Source organism: Lysobacter sp. HA18 (assembly GCF_054057595.1).
This window is the reverse complement of the sequence record NZ_JBSRZL010000001.1, coordinates 1,910,603-1,927,852: the sequence shown is the minus strand read 5'-3', so window position 1 is coordinate 1,927,852 and position 17,250 is coordinate 1,910,603. Positions and strand designations below refer to the sequence as shown.

Sequence of the window (17,250 nt, the reverse complement as noted above, 5' to 3'; positions counted from 1 at the left end):
CCCAACGACCACTTACGCATGTCGCGCCGCGGCGTGGACCATCGATGCACTTTCGACCTGGTGCCTTCGGGCGACACCTCGGCCGCTATCGTGCACATGCAGCAGGAAATCGTGCTTGTGGAAGACGATGGGGCCGTGCGACAGGCGCTCGCGCGCGTCCTGTCCGGCTCCGGCTTCGCCGTCCATGCGTTTGAATCCGCCGAAACGCTGCTTGCCGAGCTGCGCGACGCCACGTGGTGGCCGGCCATCCGCTGCTGCATCTGCGACGTTCGCCTGCCGGGTGCGTCGGCCTTCGAGCTCTACCGTGACCTCGCGCTGCGCGGGCCGATGTCGCCGTGGATCATCATCACCTCGCACGATGCACCGTCGGTTCGCGAACACGCGGAGCGCATCCACGCCGCGTACCTCATGAAGCCGTTCGAAGGCCGCACGTTGCTGGCAATGGTTGCGCGCGTCGCAGCGCCGACGCAGCTGCCCTGAAGGGCAAGAACGCGTACACCGAGGTCCAATTCTCGGTGTTTTGACGCACGCGCAGACTCGATCACGAGTGGATCCATGATCCGAGGAGCCGTCATGCATGCCGTGGCGCGACGCATACCGTCGCCGTCGTCCAGCGCCCGCGCCGGGTGCGACGCCATGCGTCATGACACGACGTGCCATCGCACTTGCAGCGACTCGGCCCATGCGAGCCAGATGCGGGGACGACGTCGATGACCATCACCTCCCGACAGGAAACCAACAGCTGGCTGCCACCAGCCGCGACGCCCGGAATGGCGTGGGTGCCCGGTGGCGTATTCCGCATGGGCGCAGAACATCCCTGCCGCGGCGAGATGCCTGCGCGCTACGTCGGCATCGCCGGCTTCTGGATGGACGCCACGCCGGTCACCAACGCACAGTTCGCGCGCTTCGTCGAAAGCACGCATTACGCGACGCAGTGCGAGCGTGGCCTCGATGCGACGTTGCATCCACGGTCCGGCGAAGGCCAGCTGTATCCGGCGTCGGCGGTATGCATCCTCGACGAGACGCTGCACGACGCGGCGCGTTCGCCTTGGCGGCTCATCGCCGGGGCGTGCTGGAGGCATCCGCGCGGGCCGGGTAGTTCAATCGAAGGGCTGGATGACCATCCCGTCGTGCACGTCACGCTGGAAGACGCCGAGGCCTACGCGGAATGGGCCGGCAAGGCGCTGCCGAGCGAAGCGGAATGGGAGCGCGCCGCGCGCGGTGGCGGCGACGACGCAGAAGACGCGTGGTCCAGCGAACACCTGCATGACGTGCGCAGCGCCGCGGGGGCGTGGGTCGACCATCGCCGCTGGGCCGGCCTTCCCGACGAACACCATATCGGCACCGCACCGGTGGGCGAGGGCGGTGCGAATGCGTTCGGCCTGTACGACATGCTCGGCAACGTCTGGGAATGGACGTGTGACCGGGATGCACTGCGTTCAAGAGTCGATCCACGCGCGGCGTGTACCGTGCCACGCCGCGCGTTGGATCGGCTCGTCGATGCGCAATTCAGCGGTGCGTCGATCGATGGATTGCCGCGTAACGTAACCAAGGGCGGCTCGCGCCCGGGGCCTGCGGAACATTCGCCGCACGACCAGTTCGCGTCGCGCTTCTCGCTTCCAGTCGACACATCGATGTCGCACCTGGGCTTCCGCTGCGTGGTGCGGATCGGTGTGGCGTGACGCGATGGCCGCCGCGAACGCGACCTGGGCGGGCGACGTCTACAGCGTCGACGCCGCGCAACGGAATCCTCGCATGGTGACCGCGGCGCCGCCGCACGTGGGCGCTGCGGCGCCGTCGCACTACCACGCCGATTTCTCGCTGGTGGTCGGCGGACCGCTGTACCAGCTCATGCTCAAGGCACGAATGGCCGACGCGCAGCTGCACGGCGTAGTGCGGCGGATGGTCGTGATCTCGCTGGTGGCGTGGTTGCCCCTGCTGCTGCTGTGCCTCGCTGAAGGAACGGCGTTCGGCGGCGTGCGGCTGCCGTTCCTGCATGACGTCGAAGCGTACGCACGCTTTGTGGTCGCGTTGCCGCTGCTGATCTTCGCGGAGATTCCGGTGCACCAGCGCATCGGCGTCGCGGTGGACCAGTTCCGCGAACGCTCGATCGTCGCAGCCGCCGCCGTACCGCGTTTCGAAGCCGCGATCACCAGTGCGCGCCGGCTGCGCAATTCGATCCTGGTCGAAGTCGCGTTGCTGCTCGGCGTGTTCGTGCTCTCGCCGACGCTGTCCTCGCGTGCGCTCGCACTGCCGATCGACACCTGGTACGCGAGCATCACGCCCGCCGGCACGGTGCTCAGCGGCGCGGGCTGGTGGATGGCGCACGTCAGCATCCCGGTCTTCCAGTTCATCGTGCTGCGCTGGTGGTTCCGCATCGGCATCTGGTGGATCTTCCTGTGGCGCACGTCGCGCCTGCCACTGGATCTCAAGGCGCTGCATCCGGACCGCGCGGGCGGGCTCGGCTTCCTCGGCGGAAGCGTTCTCGCGTTCGCGCCATTGCTGTTCGCTCAGGGCGTCGTGTCATCCGGCGTACTGGCGAGCCGCGTGCTCAGCGGCGGGCACAAGTTCATGGAATACCGCGCGCAGATCGGCGTCGTGGTCGCCGTGCTGGTCGCGATGGTCGTATTCCCGCTGGTGTTCTTCGCGAAAGCATTGCTCGACGAACGCCGTCGCGGGCTGCGTCGCTACGGCGAACTCTCCATGCGCTACGTCACCGAATTCGAGCGCAAGTGGCTCGACGATGCGCGACCTGACGAAGCATTGATCGGCAGCGGCGACATCCAGTCTTTGGCCGATCTCGCAAACGCGAACTCGGTCGTCACCGAAATGCGCCCGCTGCCGATCGACCTTCGCGCGATCGCGCGGCTGGTGATCATCACGCTCGTGCCCTTCAGCCCTCTGGTGCTGACCGTGATTCCGTTCGCCGACCTCGTCGAACGCGTCTTCAGGCTGCTGCTGTGACGGCGCGCGCCTTGATTCGTTCGTGCAGTTCCGCCGCGACCGCGGCTTCGCATCGTGCCGTCATGCGTCACGACGCATTCGTTCCGCCGACCCACGGGCTTTCGGGAGACCCACGATGACACGCCATTCCTCCATTCTCGCCATCGCGGCAATGTCGCTGGCCACCGCACCGCTGATGGCATCGGCCGCAGACGGCGACCCGTGGACGTTCACCGTCACCCCCTACGTCTGGGGGGCTTCGTTCAACGCGGAGATCAACGACAACGGCCCGCCGCCGTCGGGCTCCGTCATTACCGACAACCACTTCAGTGACGTGCTCGACAAGTTCGACGGCGCATTCATGATCCACGCCGAAGGGCAGGGCGATCACTTCGGTGCGCTCACCGACTTCCTCTTCCTCGGCCTTTCGCAAGACCGCGACGGCACGCGCCTGCGCAGCGAAACCGACTTGGACGCGCGCCTGTTCGACCTGGCGGCGGTATGGAGCCCGGGCGACGACCGCTTCAACGGCTGGGACATCATCGCCGGCCTGCGTTATGTCGATGCCGACTTCACCACGTCGATCATTCCGACTAATCCCGCATTGCAGACGCGCTCGCTGAAGGTCAGCAAGAGCTTCAGCGATTTCCTCTACGGCGCGCGCTACACGTGGCATACGAGCGACCGCTGGAGTTTCAGCCTGCGCGGCGACGGATCGAGCGGCTCGACCAACGGCACGTGGAGCGCGAGCGCGATGGGTCAGTACCGCATGAACGTCGGTCAGTGGGTATTCGGCTACCGCTACATGGATGCCGACTTCGGCGACGGCGACATCGATACGCGGATCACGCTCAACGGCCCGATCGTCGGCTACGGATTCACGTTCTAGCGGGGCCGCGTGGCGGCGTCGCATGCCCGGTTGCGTTCCAAAGGAGATCGACATGAGAGCACTTCGCATGACATCGCTCGCGGCCGCTGTCGCCGCGCTTGCGATGCTTCCGCAACTCGGCGCAGCTGCACCGCAGGACGACGCCGCGGCAAGCACCGCGGTCGCGCCGGCACCCGGCGCGATTTCGCCCGACGCACGCGCCGCGCTCGAGCGGATGAAGGCGTACCTGGCGCGTCAGCAATCGTTCCAGGTGGACGCCGACATCTCGCGTGACGAGGTGCTGCCGTACGGCTACAAGCTGCAGCACAACGAGCGCACGCGGCTGATCGTGCAGCGCCCGAACCGCTTCCGTATCGACGTCGACGGCGACCTGCGCCATCGCGAGTACTACTACGACGGCGCCACGCTCACGACCGTTGCGCCCGACGCCGACGCGTACGCGAAGTTCGCCGCGCCGGATTCGGTGAATGGCGTGGTCACCAAGCTGCTCGACATGGGTGCCGAGATGCCGCTGGTCGACGTGCTGCGCCAGGGCTTCGGCGGCACCTTGCTCGACGGCGTCCGCGTCGGCCTCATTGCCGGGCAAAGCCCCGTCGAGGGCGTGATGACCGACCAGGTGCTGTTCCGGCAGGCGGCCGTGGACTGGCAGATCTGGATCACCAAGGAAGGCCAGCCGCGAAAGATGGTGATCACCACGCGCTACGAAGTCGGTGATCCGCAGTACCAGGCGGTGATGCATTGGGATACGACGCCGTCGGTGAGCGCGAACACGTTCAAGTTCACGCCGTCGAAGGGCATGCACGAGATTCCGTTCAACACGACGCCGGCGGTTGCGACGACCACGGCAGGAGGCACGCCATGAACACCTCGAACCGCTGGGCACGCCGCGCGCGCTGGAGCCTGCTCGCACTCGTACTCGTTCCCCTGTTCGCCGATGCTCAACGCGGCGGCGGCATGGCGCGCAGTTCGGTCAGCGCGTCGAACAGGTCGAGCCAGATGGCGATGGACAAGGGCCGCCAGAACGCGGCGCGCACGCAGCCGTCCTCGGGCCGCAACAGCACGGCGACGCGCCCGAACGGGAACGGCGACCGCTCGACGACGCGCCAGACGAACATCAACAACAACACCAACGTCAACATCGACATGGACGGCAACGACAACAACTGGGGCAATGGTCAGATCGATCGCCCCTTGGCTGCGACTGCGGTGGTGGCAGCGACGACGGCAGCCGTCGTCGGCTCGTTCTATCCGTCGGTTCCTGCAGGCTGCCCGATCGTCAACACGTATTCGGTACCGTACTACCACTGCAATGGCGTGTACTACGAGCAGCGCATGCAGGGCGACGACGTCGTCTACGTCGTCGTGAACCCGTAGCCGCAGGCGCGACATGCCGTGCGCGTGCGTCTCGCCCGTGGTCGGCGGCGCGGCGCATGGCGGATCGCGTTGCTGTGGCTTGCGTTGTCGATGTGCGCAGCGACGGCGACGGCCGCTGTGCAGGCGCCGCCGGACCGCGGCAAGGCCTGTGGCGAACGTCAGCCCGGCGACACGCGTCCGCGCATCGGCCTGGTGCTCGGTGGCGGCGGCGCGCGCGGCATCGCGCACGTGAGCGTGCTCAAGCAGCTCGAGGTCCTGCACGTGCATGTCGATTGCATTGCCGGAACCAGCATGGGCGCGCTGGTCGGCGGGTTGTACGCGTCGGGCCGATCCGCGGCGGACATAGAGCAGCTGGTGCGTTCCACCGACTGGCCGCAGATGTTCGATGACTCGGTGCCGCGCCCCGAGCGTTCCTATCGACGCAAGCTCGACGATCGCGACAGCCTCGCAACACTGGGCGTCGGGCTGAGCAGCAAGGGTCTTCGTGCATCGCCGGGGCTGATCCAGGGCGAGCGCATCCTCGCGTTCTTGGAACGCGAGACGCTGCAGACGAGCACGATCGATCGCTTCGACGACCTGCCGATCCCGTTCCGCGCGGTCGCCACCGACATCAACAGCGGCGGCGCCGTGGTGCTCGACCACGGAAGCCTCGCGATGGCCATGCGCGCCAGCATGTCGCTGCCTGCGGTCTTTCATCCGGTCGAGATCGATGGTCGCCTGCTGCTCGATGGCGGCCTGGCCGACCAGGTGCCAATCGACGTCGCACGTGACATGGGCGCCGACATCGTCATCGCCGTCGATGTCGGCACGCCGCTCGGCACGCTCGGCCCGGACGCCGGCGCACTGCAGGTGCTGTCGCAGATCGGCGGCATGATGACCACCGCCAACACGCACGCGCAGCTTGCGACGCTCGGCCCTAGAGACGTTTTGATCACGCCCCAGCTCGGCGATCGCATCTCGACCAGCGATTTCGACAAAGCGCTGGAGGCACTCGACATCGGCGCCGATGCCGCAAAGGCCGCAACCCCGGCGCTCGCGCACCTGTCATCACCGCTCGACACCGACCGCGCGGCGCGGACCGCGGCGTTGAAGCGCAGCGGTCCGCCCGTCATCGAGTTCGTGCGCGTCGACAACAGCACTGCGTACTCCGATGCGTTGCTGCTCGATCGCCTGCACGTCGAGGTCGGCAAGCCGCTCGATATCGACCGTCTGGAATCACAGACGCTCGATGTCTACGGGTTCGGCACGTTCTCGCGGGTCAGCTACGAGGTGGTCAACGAGAGCGGCCGCACCGGCGTCGTGCTGCATGCCAGCCCGAAGACGCAGGGCCCCAACTACCTGCAACTCGGCCTGACGCACAGCTCGGATTTCGACGGCGACTACGACACGACGATCCGCGCCGCCATCCTGTTCGCACCGCTGAATGCGCGCGGCGGGGAAGGGCGAGTCACTGCTGCGATCGGTAGCGAACCGGCACTGATTGGCGAGTACTACCAGCCGCTCGACCTCGCGGGCCGGAATGTGTTTTCGGGGCGCCTCGCGTACGAGAACCCCAACCTCAATGTCTTCGACGACGGCGGCAATGCGATCGCCCGGTACGACATCCAGGCACTGCGCCTGAAATTGCAACTCGCACATGAGTTCGGTCGCGTTGGTGCCGCGGGGTTCGGTATCGAAGTAGGAAAGGGGCGCGCGAGCGTCGAGGTCGGCGATCCGACACTGCAGTCGTTCGATTTCCAGGAGGGCGTCGCCTACGCATTCGCGAACGTCGACCGTCTCGACAGCCTCTATTTCCCGCGCGACGGCTACTACGCCAATGCGCGGTATGCCGTATCGCGCACCGGGCTTGGCGCCGACACTGATTACGCACAGCTCGAACTCGATGCCGTCGCCGCGCACAGCTTCGGCAAGCATGCCCTGCAGGTCGGTACGCGCGTGGCCAGCACCGTCGAAGGCGAGTTGCCGGTGCAGGCGCGATACCGTCTCGGCGGGCTGACGCGGCTTGCCGGCTTCCGCATCAACGAATTGACGGGCCAGCAGTACGCGGTCGTCTTCGTCGGCTACACGTACCAGCTCGCGAAGTTCTTCGGGCGCTCGGCACTCGCGGGCTCGACCATCGAATACGGCAATGCTTGGGAGCACCGCGGTGACATCGCATTCGATGACGGCGTGCTCAACGGCAGCCTCTATCTCGGATTCGATTCCTGGCTCGGCCCGATGACGTTCGGCTACGGCTGGCGCGAGGCCGGCGAAGGCGCCCTGTTCTTCGAAATCGGCCGGACGTTCTGACGTGGCAGCGCACCGGCACACCGCTCCGCCTGCACCACCCATCGCAGAGGTGCTCCATGGATGACATCGACCATCGCGCCACCGTCCTCGTAGTCGACGACACGCCGGACAATCTCGCGCTCATCAGCGCGCTGCTGCGTGGCGAGCATCGGGTCAAGGTTGCCAATAGCGGCGAGCGTGCGCTGCAGATCGCGCGCGACGCGCCGCCGGATCTGATCCTGCTCGACATCATGATGCCGGTGATGGACGGCTACGAGGTCATGCGTCGCCTGACGACGGACGCGGCGACACGCGACATCCCGGTGATCTTCCTCACCGCCATGAGCGGCACGGACGACGAACGCGTCGGCCTGGAACTCGGTGCGGTCGACTACATCACCAAGCCGATCAGCCCGTCGATCACGCTGGCGCGTGTGCGCAACCATTTGCAGCTCAAGCAGGCGCGCGACTTCCTGCGTGACCGCAACGACTATCTTGAGCAGGAGGTCGCACGGCGCACGCGCGAGGTCACGCGCATCCAGGACGTGACGATCCGTGCGATGGCGTCCCTCGCCGAGACGCGCGACAACGAGACCGGCAACCACATCCTGCGCACCCAGCACTACGTACGACGTATCGCGGAGCAACTCGCCACGCATCCGCGCTTCGCCGACTTCTGCACGCCCACCAACATCGACGCGCTGTTCAAGTCCGCACCGCTGCACGACATCGGCAAGGTCGGCATTCCCGATCGCATCCTGCTCAAGCCGGGGCGGCTGACCGAGGACGAGTTCGAGGTCATGAAGACGCATACGACGCTGGGCAAGGAAGCGATCGAGCGCGCTCTGGAAGACGCGGGCGAGGATCTCGGCTTCCTGTCGATGGCGCGCGACATCGCCTACAGTCACCAGGAGAAATGGGACGGTTCCGGCTATCCGCAGGGGATCTCCGGCGAAGCGATACCCACCAGTGCCCGGCTGATGGCGGTCGCCGATGTCTACGACGCGCTGATCAGTCGCCGGGTCTACAAGGACCCGATGCTGCACGAGGACGCGATGCAGATCATCGTCAAGGGTCGTGGCCAGCACTTCGACCCGGACGTGGTCGACGCGTTCGTCGTGCTCGGCGATGAATGCCGGCGCATCGCCGAGCACTTCGTGGACGGCGAACACGAGCGCGAGGTGGAGCTGCAGCGGCTGCGCGATGCGACCGGCGTCGCCAACCTGTGACGTCATGACCGGCCTGTCCGCCCTGTCCGCCCGCATGGAAGAGCTGACCGTCCGCGCGAAGTTGCGGATCGCGTTCACCATCCTGCTGCTGATTGCCTTCGGCATCGGTGTGCAGGGGCTGCTGAGCCAGCACGCGATGCAGTCGCGCATGAATGCGCTCTACGCGAAGCATCTGCTCGGCATCGCCGACATCAAATCGTTGCAGACCGACCTGGTGCAGTACGACCAGGGCGTACGCGCCGCCGCATTCGCCGGATCGCGAGCCGGAGCGGATGCCGCACGGCGGCAGGCGGTCGCAGCGCGTCTCAATCTGTGGGCGCATATCCCGGAGACGCGCGCGACGCTGGTGAACCCGGAAACCAAACATTCGATGGGCGAGTTCGAAGCAAGCGTCTTGAGCTTCGATCGCGTCGCGGGTGACGTGCTGACCCTCGTCCAGCAGGGCGAAGGCGCGAAGGCATCCGCGCTCGAATCGGGCGACGCCTACCAACAGCCTCTTCGCAGCGCCAACAGCGCGCTGATGCATGTGCTCGACCTCAAGAGCACACATGCCGCGGAGGCGGTGGAGCAGTCGAAGGAAATTGATCGCCGCGGCGCGCGATTCGCGATCGCGCTCGTGCTCGGCGGCCTGCTGTTCGGGATCGTGCTGTCGCGACTCGTTGCGCGGTCGATCCGGATGCCCGCGGAACGGCTGCGACTGGCAACCGAGCGCGTGGCGAAAGGCGAGCTCGACGTCGAGATTCCGTGCACGGCCTACCCGAACGAGATCGGCACGCTCGCCCGCTCGATCGTGCTGCTGCAGCGACAGGCGCGCGAGCTGGAAGACCAGCGCTGGGTGGTATCGAACGCGTCGACTGTTTCCGCAGCGCTCATGGAAACCGCGTCCCATCGCGATGCGGCGGACGGCTTTCTGTCGTCACTGGTCAGCGTGTGGCCTTTGGCGCGAGCGGCGTTCTACGTGTCGAATGCAGGCGGTGCGCTCGAGCTGCACGGCAGCTATGCGGGCGATGGCAGCGTTCGAGAGCGTATCGAAGTGGGGCAGGGACTGGTGGGCCAGTGCGCTGCGGACGGTCGGCCGATCGTGCTTGACCCGGTCCCGGCCGATTACGCCGCCGTCGGATCGGGGCTCGGCGATCTGCGAGCGAGTGTCGTCGAGCTGTGGCCGGTGGTTCGGGGCGGCCAAGTGCTCGCCGTGGTCGAAGTCGCGGCGCATCGTCCACCGCAACCGCGTGAGCGCGCGCTCGCGGCCGCGCTGCTCGCTCCGCTGGCCTCGCATCTCGAGATCCTGCAGCGCAGCCGGCGTGCGGAAGAACTGCTGGAGGACATCAACGCGAATCGTCAGCGGCTGAAGGCGCTGTTCGACGCGCTGCCGGTGGGCGCCATCCTCTACGACAGCGCCGGCCGGGTGGTCGAAGCCAACGACATCAGCGCGCAGGTGCTGGGGATGGATGCGGACGCGCTGCGGCATTGCGTGCTGGACGGCACCGGCGGCGCAGATGCCGCATTGCCCGACGCGTTCCCGGCAGCCGAGGTGCTGCAGACAGGCAACGCGCTCCACGGTGTCGAGATTGCGCTGCCGTCAGCCAATAGTGAGCCGACCTGGATCCGCGTCAGCGCCGCACCAATCGACGCGGCCTCGGGTGGCGGCGTCGCAGTCGCGGTGGCTGACATCACCGATCAGAAGCGTGCCGACGAGGAGCTCAAGCGCGCGAATTTCCAGTCCGACATCGCGCTCGAACTGACGCGCTGCGGGTACTGGCACGTCGACTACCGAATCCCCGACGTTTATTTCGCTTCGCCGCGCGCTGCCGCGATCCTCGGCGAGATGCCGAAGCCGGACGGCCGCTACAACCTGCAGAACGAATGGCTGGCGCGTGTCATCGATGTAAGCGACGAGGCGGCGGCGGAGGTGGTCGAGCGCTACCAGGGCGCGGTCGAAGGCCGTTACGACGCCTACGACGCCGTATATCCGTACCGCAGTCCGACGGATGGCCGAATCGTATGGGTGCACGCCGCCGGCAAGCTCGTGCGCGACGCGGACACGGGCGAGACGCGCTTCATGTACGGCGTCTACCAGGACGTCACCGCGCAGAAGATCGCAGAGGACGAGCTGCGCGGCGCGCGTGAGCAGGCGCTGGAGGCGACGCGCGCGAAGAGCGAGTTCCTGGCCAACATGAGCCACGAGATCCGCACGCCGCTCAACGCCATCATCGGCATGTCGCATCTCGCGCTGGGCACTTCGCTGGACACGCGCCAGCGCAACTACGTCGACCGCATCCAGCGTGCCGGCGAAAGCCTGCTCGGCGTGATCAACGACATCCTGGACTTCTCGAAGATCGAAGCCGGTCGTCTTGATATCGAGCGCACCGACTTCCGACTCGAGGACGTGCTCGATCATCTCGCGAGCCTGCTTGCGCTGCGCGCCGAGGAAAAAGGACTGGAGCTTTTGTTCGACGTGGAGCCCGATGTGGCGACGTCACTTGTCGGCGATCCGCTGCGGCTGGGCCAAGTGCTGGTCAATCTCGGCAACAACGCGATGAAGTTCACCGAGCGCGGCGAGGTGGTCGTTCGCGTGCATGAAGAGCACCGCGTCGACGACGTCGCGACCCTGCACTTCGAAGTGCGCGACACCGGCATTGGCATGACGCCCGAGCAGTGCGGCCGCCTGTTCCAGAGCTTCAGCCAGGCTGATGCATCGACCACGCGTAAGTACGGCGGCACCGGGCTCGGGCTCGCGATCTCCAAACGCCTGGTCGAACTCATGGACGGCCGCATCTGGGTCGACAGCGAAGCAGGGCAGGGGTCGACGTTCCACTTCGTCGCGAATTTCGGACTGCAGGCCGAGCCGCAACCCCGCCGCATGCGGCACGCGGAGGAGCTCGCCGGCTTGCGTCTTCTTGTCGTCGACGACAATGCGGCCGCGCGCGAGATCCTCTCGGGCATGGCGCGCTCGTTCGGTTTCGACGTCGACGTCGCGCGTGATGGTGAGGATGCGTTACGACAGGTGGCCGATGCCGACCATGCCGACACGTCGTTCGATGTCGTGCTGATGGACTGGCGCATGCCCGGCGACGACGGTGTCGCAGTCATGCAGCGCATGCAGGCGGGCGCTGTCGCGAAGGTGCCCCCAGTCATCATGGTCACGGCATACGGTCGCGACGACGTTCTGGCGGACGCGACGCAGCGCGGTGTCACGCCGCGTGCGGTGCTGACGAAACCGGTGACGCCGTCTACCTTGCTCGATGCGATCGCAGGCGTGCTCGGCCACGGCGTGCCGGTCGAACGGCGTGCGGACGAGCGCAAGGCGGACGAGGCGAGGGCGGTCGCGAGTCTGAAAGGCGCACGCGTACTGCTGGTTGAGGACAACGAGATGAACCAGGTGCTCGCGACCGAACTGCTCGGCCAGGCCGGCATTGACGTGCTGCTGGTGGAAAACGGCCGCGAGGCCTTGGACTTCCTCGCTCGCGACGCCGCATTCGATGGCGTGCTGATGGACTGCCAGATGCCGGTGATGGACGGCTACGAAGCGACGCGTGCGATCCGTGCCGACGCGCGTCTGGCGAGTCTCCCCGTGATCGCGATGACGGCGAACGCGATGGCCGGTGATCGCGAACGCGTGCTCGAAGCGGGCATGAACGATCACATCCCCAAGCCGCTACAGGTTGCCGAGATGTTCGCGACGATGGCGAAATGGATACGGCCGTCGCGTGCGAACGACGCTGCGGAGTCGACGCCGGAGGCTGATCAAGTGGATGTCCGCCCCGGCGAGATCGGTCCGTTTGAACACATCGACACGAAGATCGGATTGGCGACCACGCTCGGCAACACCGATCTCTACCGTCGGATGCTGACGGCGTTTGTCGCGGGGAGCCGCCGATTCAAGGCCGACTTCGGCGCCGCGATGGAGCAGGGCGATCGCGAGACGATGCTGCGTCTGGCGCATACGCTGAAAGGCACCGCGGGCACGATCGGCGCGGTCGGAGTGCAGCGCGCTGCAACTTCGCTCGAGGCATTGGTGCAGGACGGATCGACGAACGCGGAAATCGCACCGCGGCTGAGTAACCTTATCGACGCACTCGATGCCGTACTCGCAGAGCTCGTATCGTTCGACGCAACTGCGGCAACGCCTGCCCTGAACGCGGCCGCGACACCCGTAAGCATCGATACGCTCAAGCCGCAGATCGACCGTCTGGTGGGGTTGCTCCAAGACGACGATGCCGACGCAGTCGACGCGGTCGAGACGTTGCGCGCAAATGCGGCCGGAACGCCGTTCGCCGCACAGCTCGAACCCATTGCACGCGAAATCAACGCGTTCCGCTTCGCCGACGCGCTCGCACGCGTCGAAGCACTCGGCCTAACTTCCGCCGAGCTTTCGACACGCGCGATCTAGCGGACTCGGACGACCGCTACGGCGTCGCGCGGAACGGGTACTGCTTGAAGATCTCGGTGACGGCCGCACTCAACGCGGTGTCCGGATCCTGGCGATGCTTGTCGGAAACGCGACCTACCGCAATGCCTTCCCACACCAGCTGACGCTGCCGCGCATCGACGAGGTCGACGTTGAGCGTGCCTTCGGTGTACTGGTTGACGTCGGTGTAATAGCCGCCCCAGCCGCCGTAATAGCCGCCGCGATAGCCGTAGTAGCCCATCATCGGCGGGCCCATCGGCATGGTGCGCACGTCGACCTGTTTCTCGAGCTTGCCGTTGAAGTTGACCAGAAGGTCCGGTGCGTTTTCGTTGTACGTGTAGCCGCGCGATTCCATTTCGCGCCGCGTCGCGTTCTTCAGCGACTGCGTGACCAGCGTCGAATAGCCCGTCCGGTCCGTGCCGAGCGGCGAGAAGAATCCGAACGTGCGGTAGCCGCCGAAGTTCGCGCTGTGGTCGTAGTTCGACGTAATCGTCGGCGTGCTGGCGCAGCCTGCGGCCAGCAGCACCAGGCTCAGGCATGTGGCGCGGAAGACCGGTCGGAACATGTCGCGCATGGCACGGCTCCTCGACTCGGACGGCTCGTCCATCGACGATTCTGGTCCTGCGATATCGGAACCGGCATTCGCCTTGGGGGAAGACGCGGTTGCCCTTGGGGACAGGTCAGGCGGCGCGATCGCCCGTGCGATCCAAGCACGGGGCTCCGCGGCCGTCGCGCCTTCCGCCGTTGCTATGCTCGCCGTGCCACGCACGACGTGGTGCGAATGGAGGACGTGCCATGGCCGCATGCAGCCACCTCGACCAGATCCGCACGGTCGGTTCGCCGGGGTCGGTATGTCCCAAATGCGTCGCGCTCGGCGACGACTGGGTTCACCTGCGCCAATGCGTGGTCTGCGGGCACGTCGGCTGCTGCGACCAGTCGAAGAACCGCCACGCGACGGCGCATTTCAAATCGACGGCGCACCCGCTGATCCGTAGCGCGCAACCCGGCGAAGACTGGGGCTGGTGCTACGTCGACACTGTGTTCCTCGAGCCGATGCCGGACGCGGACGGTCGCTGACGTGGCGGACCCGGCATCGCAACGCCGCGAGCAGACGTTTCCGACGCTGTCGCCGGAAGATATCGAGCGCATCCGACGCTTCGGCCAGCTGCGCAGCTTCAACGGCGGCGAGCAGCTCTACGCCGCCGGTACACCCGGCGCCGGCATGTACGTGCTCATCGACGGACGCGTGCGCATTACAAGGCGCGACGGGCTCGGCCATGTCGCGCTGGTGGTGGAGCAGGGGCCGGGGCAGTTCCTCGCCGAGATCGGGCAACTCGCCGGGCGCCCTGCACTGGTCGACGGCCATGCGCTCGGCCTGGTCGAGGCGCTGCTGGTCGAGCCCGAACGGCTGCGCGCACTGATGGTGGCCGAGGCCGACCTCGGCGAACGGATCATGCGCGCGCTCATCCTTCGCCGAGTCGGCCTGATCGAAACGGGCGCGGGCCTGACGCTGGTCGGCTCACCGGCCGATCCGGACATGGTCCGCTTGCGCAGCTTTCTCGCACGCAACGGCCAACCGCACGTGGTGTTCGACCCGGCCGACGACGCCGACGCCGCGGCGCTGGTCGCCAGCCATCCGCAACAGCGCGATGCATTGCCATGGGCCGTATGTCCCAACGGCGGCATCCTGTTCAATCCGACCATCGAAGAACTCGCCGAATGCGCAGGGATGGTCACCGACCCTGACCCTGACCGTATCTACGACGTCGTCGTGGTCGGCGCCGGCCCAGCGGGTCTGGCGACTGCCGTGTACGCAGCGTCCGAAGGCCTCAGCGTGCGTGTCTTCGATTCGCGTGCCTTCGGCGGACAGGCCGGCGCGAGCGCGCGCATCGAAAACTACCTGGGCTTTCCGACCGGCATCACAGGCCAGGCGCTGATGGCGCGCGCGTTCAACCAGGCGCAGAAGTTCGGCACTGAATTCGCGATACCGACGCACGTGATTTCGATGTCGCGCGGCGCCGACCGTCTACATCGGCTCGCGCTCGACGGGCATCCGGATGTGCGTGCGCGCACCGTGGTCGTCGCCAGCGGCGCACGTTATCGCCGGCCGACGTTGCCGGATCTCGAACGTCATGAGGGCAGGGGCGTCTGGTACTGGGCGTCGGCCATCGAGGCGCGCATGGCCGCCGGCCGCGAAGTCGTGATCGTCGGGGGCGGCAACTCGGCTGGGCAAGCCGCCGTGTTCCTTGCCGCGAGCGCATCCCGCGTGCACGTGGTCATCCGCGGCCCGGGTCTGGCGGCCAGCATGTCCTCGTACCTGATCGAGCGGATCGCGGCGCAGCCGAACATCGAATTGCACACACGATCGGAGATCGTCGCGATCGAATCCGGCGAGAACGACCTGCGGTCGGTCACGTGGGCCAATCGCGATACCGGCGCCACGCAGACGCATCCCGTGGCGCACGTGTTTCTGTTTATCGGCGCGGACCCGGCGACGGAATGGCTCGGTGGCTGTGGCGTGGCGACCGACGACCGCGGCTTCGTCGTGACAGGCAGCGCCGCGGACGATACGCGTTCGGACCACGAGACCAGCGTGCCGGGAATCTTCGCGATTGGCGACGTGCGCGCAGGATCGGTGAAGCGCGTGGGCGCGGCCATCGGCGAAGGCGCGACTGTGGTGGCGGAGATCCACGCGCATCTGGCGAGCCTGGGGTCTGAGGCTGCCACGAAGGCGGTAGTAGCGACGGCGACCTGATCCTCAGCCCCAGGGTGCCTGCTTTGACATAATAGGCATTATGCGAAGTACGCAATAGGCCTGCCAAAGGCCTTTGCCCCGAGGTTCAATAGCTGATGTCCGACGAGCTATCGCCCCAGATTTCGGCGTCGATCCGCCTCTTTGCTCGCGAACTTCGCCCCACACTCCGATCGCCGCCGAGAATGCACCTCACCGCCCGATAAGCCGACGGCAACGTGCCTCACGGCGGCAGCTCTGGCACCTGCGTCGAGGCAACGCTGCGGCGATCGATCCGTTCGGAAATCGGGGCGACGCGAGCTGGTTTCGCGGGTCGCCGTCGACCCAGACGACAAGGCGCCGCAGGCTTTCCCGAGCTGACGACAAATCACCCTTAATCAGGTGTCCAGCGCACTCAATTGTGCCCCGATGCCGGACTTCGGATGTACAACTCGCGCCGTCTCGTGTGTACAGCGATCTCCACCTCGCGCTTCTGCGGGTACAGCGGTCGCAGCCGCGCTGTCACACAGGTACAGCGATCGTCGACCCGCATCCACATGTCACCGTTAACAAATGGGGTCGCTTCGCCGCCGGCAAAAGCATCGGCGGCAACGCGCACGTCCTGCCGAACTCTCAATGTGGCGCCTCGTTTGCCGCCAATTCGACCGTCCAAACTCGCTTGAGTCCTGCGGTACGGGCGATCGCGAGTGGCTCCTCCGGCCGATAAAACGTCAAGTCCAGCGGGAGCCGCAGCTCCTCAGGCGAGACCGAAATGGCGATCGCGAGCGCCCTCGCAACCCGTTCCCCAGCGCGCTCAGGCGCAGCAACGATCGCTAACAATCGATCGGGCGCCGCAGTGCTGCCTTCTGGGCGAGCGAGCGCCAAATGGAGCCGCACTGCTCCATCAACGGACCGTAGCGCGTGCGCGAGGCAGTCGAGAACCCACAGGTCCTCCGCCTCGGGCGTCAGCAATTCAAGTGACGGGCCTTCGAGTGCCACCGGCGCGATCGTGGCATTGCCGCCGTCCAGAAGCGCCGCAACTTCCTCCGGGTAGAGGGTCATGGTGGTGTCGTTGGGGTCCAGCATCAGGGTGGCGCCACGGGTCGCCGCGAGCAGGCTGCGACCACGCAGTTCGACAACGCGGGCGCCCGTACCAGATGCGGCCAGGGCCTTCGTGCGGTCGCTGAAAAACGGAATGACCGTGAGCCCGTCCGGCCGCGTAAACGTCATGAGTCGAAAGCGTCCGCTGTCGTCCGAGCGCGGTGCGTGGGCGTAGAGCCGAGCGCCAAGCATCGCCCGAAGCATCTCGGGCTCGAGTTGGGGATCCTTCTGCGCTAGGAGCAGCAAGCGCGGGAAGTCGGATTCAAGATGTGCCACGGTTGGTACCGATTAAACGATGTTTAATGGT

Annotated in this window: 13 protein-coding genes; 11 read left to right on the top strand and 2 right to left on the bottom strand. The window is 66.5% G+C overall.

The genetic code is table 11. The annotated features are described in order from the left end of the window. Positions 1–18 precede the first annotated feature (18 nt). The 9 genes from ACVWWW_RS09585 to ACVWWW_RS09545 all read left to right on the top strand — a co-directional run bounded on the left by ACVWWW_RS09585 (position 19) and on the right by ACVWWW_RS09545 (position 13,093). Positions 19–480 (top strand): response regulator, encoded by a 462-nt coding sequence (locus tag ACVWWW_RS09585; protein WP_027082229.1) that lies wholly within the window; start codon positions 19–21, stop codon positions 478–480. Positions 481–710: 230 nt separating this feature from the next. Beyond that, positions 711–1,682: a formylglycine-generating enzyme family protein gene (locus tag ACVWWW_RS09580; protein WP_027082230.1), complete on the top strand. Its 972-nt coding sequence runs from the start codon at positions 711–713 to the stop codon at positions 1,680–1,682. Positions 1,683–1,686: 4 nt separating this feature from the next. Continuing rightward, positions 1,687–2,964: a hypothetical protein gene (locus tag ACVWWW_RS09575; RefSeq protein WP_051234837.1), complete on the top strand. Its 1,278-nt coding sequence runs from the start codon at positions 1,687–1,689 to the stop codon at positions 2,962–2,964. Between the two features lie 115 nt (positions 2,965–3,079). Next, positions 3,080–3,832, top strand: a complete 753-nt coding sequence (locus ACVWWW_RS09570) for a transporter family protein (RefSeq protein ID WP_155914165.1) — start codon at positions 3,080–3,082, stop codon at positions 3,830–3,832. 52 nt (positions 3,833–3,884) lie between these two features. Next, a complete protein-coding gene (locus tag ACVWWW_RS09565) occupies positions 3,885–4,694 on the top strand; it encodes a DUF2092 domain-containing protein (protein WP_196804328.1) in 810 nt (269 codons plus the stop codon). Next, complete coding sequence (locus ACVWWW_RS09560) at positions 4,691–5,206, top strand: hypothetical protein (RefSeq protein ID WP_051234838.1); 516 nt, start codon at positions 4,691–4,693, stop codon at positions 5,204–5,206. Before ACVWWW_RS09565 ends, ACVWWW_RS09560 begins: the two co-directional genes overlap by 4 nt. A gap of 18 nt (positions 5,207–5,224) precedes the next feature. Further along, entirely contained in the window at positions 5,225–7,495 is a 2,271-nt protein-coding gene (locus ACVWWW_RS09555) for a patatin-like phospholipase family protein (RefSeq protein WP_027082233.1), read from the top strand. A gap of 56 nt (positions 7,496–7,551) precedes the next feature. Beyond that, positions 7,552–8,703 carry a response regulator gene (locus tag ACVWWW_RS09550; protein ID WP_027082234.1) on the top strand — a complete coding sequence of 384 codons (1,152 nt, stop codon included), beginning with the start codon at positions 7,552–7,554 and terminating at the stop codon, positions 8,701–8,703. Positions 8,704–8,707: 4 nt separating this feature from the next. Then, complete coding sequence (locus ACVWWW_RS09545; protein ID WP_051234840.1) at positions 8,708–13,093, top strand: response regulator; 4,386 nt, start codon at positions 8,708–8,710, stop codon at positions 13,091–13,093. 16 nt (positions 13,094–13,109) lie between these two features. Here ACVWWW_RS09545 and ACVWWW_RS09540 read toward each other — a convergent pair whose 3' ends face one another. Further along, a complete protein-coding gene (locus ACVWWW_RS09540) occupies positions 13,110–13,685 on the bottom strand; it encodes a DUF4136 domain-containing protein (protein ID WP_196804330.1) in 576 nt (191 codons plus the stop codon). A gap of 221 nt (positions 13,686–13,906) precedes the next feature. Between ACVWWW_RS09540 and ACVWWW_RS09535 the strand changes: the two genes are divergently transcribed. Together ACVWWW_RS09535 and ACVWWW_RS09530 are read left to right on the top strand one after the other, a co-directional pair. Continuing rightward, entirely contained in the window at positions 13,907–14,188 is a 282-nt protein-coding gene (locus tag ACVWWW_RS09535) for a UBP-type zinc finger domain-containing protein (RefSeq protein WP_027082236.1), read from the top strand. A gap of 1 nt (position 14,189) precedes the next feature. Beyond that, positions 14,190–15,866: an FAD-dependent oxidoreductase gene (locus ACVWWW_RS09530; protein WP_027082237.1), complete on the top strand. Its 1,677-nt coding sequence runs from the start codon at positions 14,190–14,192 to the stop codon at positions 15,864–15,866. A gap of 609 nt (positions 15,867–16,475) precedes the next feature. Here the strand turns inward: ACVWWW_RS09530 and ACVWWW_RS09525 are convergent. Beyond that, entirely contained in the window at positions 16,476–17,219 is a 744-nt protein-coding gene (locus ACVWWW_RS09525; RefSeq protein WP_051234842.1) for an SseB family protein, read from the bottom strand. Positions 17,220–17,250 lie beyond the last annotated feature (31 nt).